The sequence below is a fragment of the Angustibacter luteus genome, from assembly GCF_039541115.1.
Classification (GTDB): domain Bacteria; phylum Actinomycetota; class Actinomycetes; order Actinomycetales; family Angustibacteraceae; genus Angustibacter; species Angustibacter luteus.
On sequence record NZ_BAABFP010000001.1, the window covers coordinates 1 to 2,248 of the forward strand.

At 71.0% G+C, this 2,248-nt stretch carries 1 protein-coding gene; it reads left to right on the forward strand.

Going from position 1 to position 2,248, the window contains the following annotated elements; translation table 11 throughout:
* Positions 1-367 precede the first annotated feature (367 nt).
* On the forward strand, positions 368-2,062 hold the full coding sequence (locus ABEB17_RS00005; protein WP_345714498.1) for a hypothetical protein: 1,695 nt from the start codon (positions 368-370) through the stop codon (positions 2,060-2,062).
* The last annotated feature ends 186 nt before the right edge of the window (positions 2,063-2,248 follow it).

The window sequence follows — 2,248 nt, forward strand, 5'->3', positions numbered from 1 at the left end:
CGTCTACGACGACACCAACCTGCCCGCGCGCATCCGCCGCAACGGCGCCTGAAGCACCTCGGGCACTATTGGGTAACGCTTTCCGCTACTTTGGGTGAGAATTTGTTACTCTAGGTCGAGAGAACTAGTCCGTTTGACCACAAAGAGGCACCGCCAGCGCAAGTCCGTATAACGATCCGACTTTGCATAGCACCCTGTGACCTGACACTCTGCCCGGGTGATCGGCCACCACCCAAACGGACTAGTTACTTCGAGACCGACGAGCGCGGGGGCGCATCGTCTCCAGACCCCAGCCCGGCACGCGGCTGCCCGGGAGGGACACCGCGCGCCACGCGTGCTGCGCCCGCTGCGCGGTCAACGTGGCCCGATGGCGGCTGTCGCCGTCGTCGTGGCGATGCTCAGCTCGATCTGGGCCGCGTCGGGCAACGTCGCGTTCGGGGGCCCGACGACGACGTTCGCGGATGGCTTCGACCGCACGGTGCAACACGGCCTCGGCTCCGCGGAGCAGGGCGGCGCCTGGCAGCTGGGCGGCAGCTCCGCCGGGACCTCGGTCGCGAGCGGTGCCGCCCACCTGGCGCTGGCCACCGGCGCCGGCGTCGACGCCGAGCTCAAGTCGGTGACCACCGCGAGCACCGACCTGCTCAGCACCCTGGCGATCGCCCGCCCGAACACCAAGGGCGGCGGCACCTACGTGACCTTCGTCGGACGCCGGGTCGGCAGGGACCAGTACAGCGCCGTGCTGCGCTACCGGTCCGACGGGCAGCTCGCGCTGTCCCTGTTCGGCGGCCCTCCGGTCTCGACGTCCAACCTCGGCGGGGTCATCGTCCCCGGCGCCACCGCCGCGGCCCAGACGCCGCTGGTGGTGCGGCTGAGCGTGCAGGGGCTCTCGCCCACCAAGCTGGCCGCCAAGGCCTGGCCCGTCGGCGCACCCGAGCCCGCCGCGTGGATGGTGAGCCGTTCGGACAACCGCGCCTCGCTCCAGCGCGCCGGCTCGGTCGGGCTGTCCGTCTACCAGTCCAGCGGCAGCCCCGGCGGTCAGGATGTCGTGGTGAGCGACTTCCGCAGCAGGGGTACCGGGACACCCGTCCCGGAGCCGACGGCGACCACCACGGCACCGACGACCACCACGACGGCACCCAAGCCCACCACCAGCACCACCACGGCGAAGCCCACGACCACCACGACGGCACCCAAGCCCACCACCAGCACCACCACGGCCAAGCCCACGACCAGCACCACCACCACGGCCACGCCCACCACGACGACCGCTCCGGCACCGCCCTCGGGTGGGCGGCCGGGTGCCTCCAACACCGGCGTGCCGGCCGGCACCGCGCTGACTGTGCACCAGGGTGATCTGACGATCACCACGGCCGGTGCCGTGGTGCAGGGGCTGGACGTGCGTGGGTTCGTGAAGATCAGCGCCGCCAACGTGACCTTCAAGAACTCGGTCGTCCGGGGCCGGCCCATCGCCGGCCAGACCGCCGCCCTGGTGAGCTCGAACAGCCCCGGGGTGGTGATCTCCGACGTGGAGCTGGCTCAGGCCACCGCGCAGCCCGGCGTGGACGGGCTGAAGGGGTACGGCTTCACGGCCCGTCGGCTGAACATCCACGCTGTCAACGACACGGTGCAGATCTATGGCAGCAACACCTCGCTGACCGCGTCCTGGCTGCACGACAACCTGCACTACGTCAGCGACCCGACCTGGGGCGGCAAGGGCAGCCACGACGACAGCATCCAGGTGCAGGGCGGCTCCAACATCAAGCTGACCGGCAACGCGCTGTCCGGCGCCTACAACGCCGGGCTGATGGTCACCCAGGACGTGGCGGCGACGCGGAACCTGACCTTCACCGGCAACTGGGCCGACGGTGGCGGCTGCACGGTGAACATCGCCGAGAAGTCGTACGGCCCGCTCCAGGGGCTCGTGGTGAACAGCAACCGGTTCGGCCGCAACACCCGGGTCGCCGACTGCCCGGTGATCACCCCGGCGACCACTCCCATGGTGGCTGACGGCAACGTCTACGACGACAACGGCCAGCCCGCCCGGATCCGCCGCAACGGCTGACCCGCGCAGCACCCTGAGCCAGGGCCGACCCGCACCGCCGGGTCGGCCCTGGCTCGCGTCGTACCGGGGCAAAGGCCGGCAGCCGGCCCCGTCCTGGTGGACGGAGCCGGCTGCCGACGGTGGAGCGAGGTGCTTCAGGCGCCGTTGCGGCGGATGCGCGCGGGCAGGTTGGTGTCGTCGTAGACG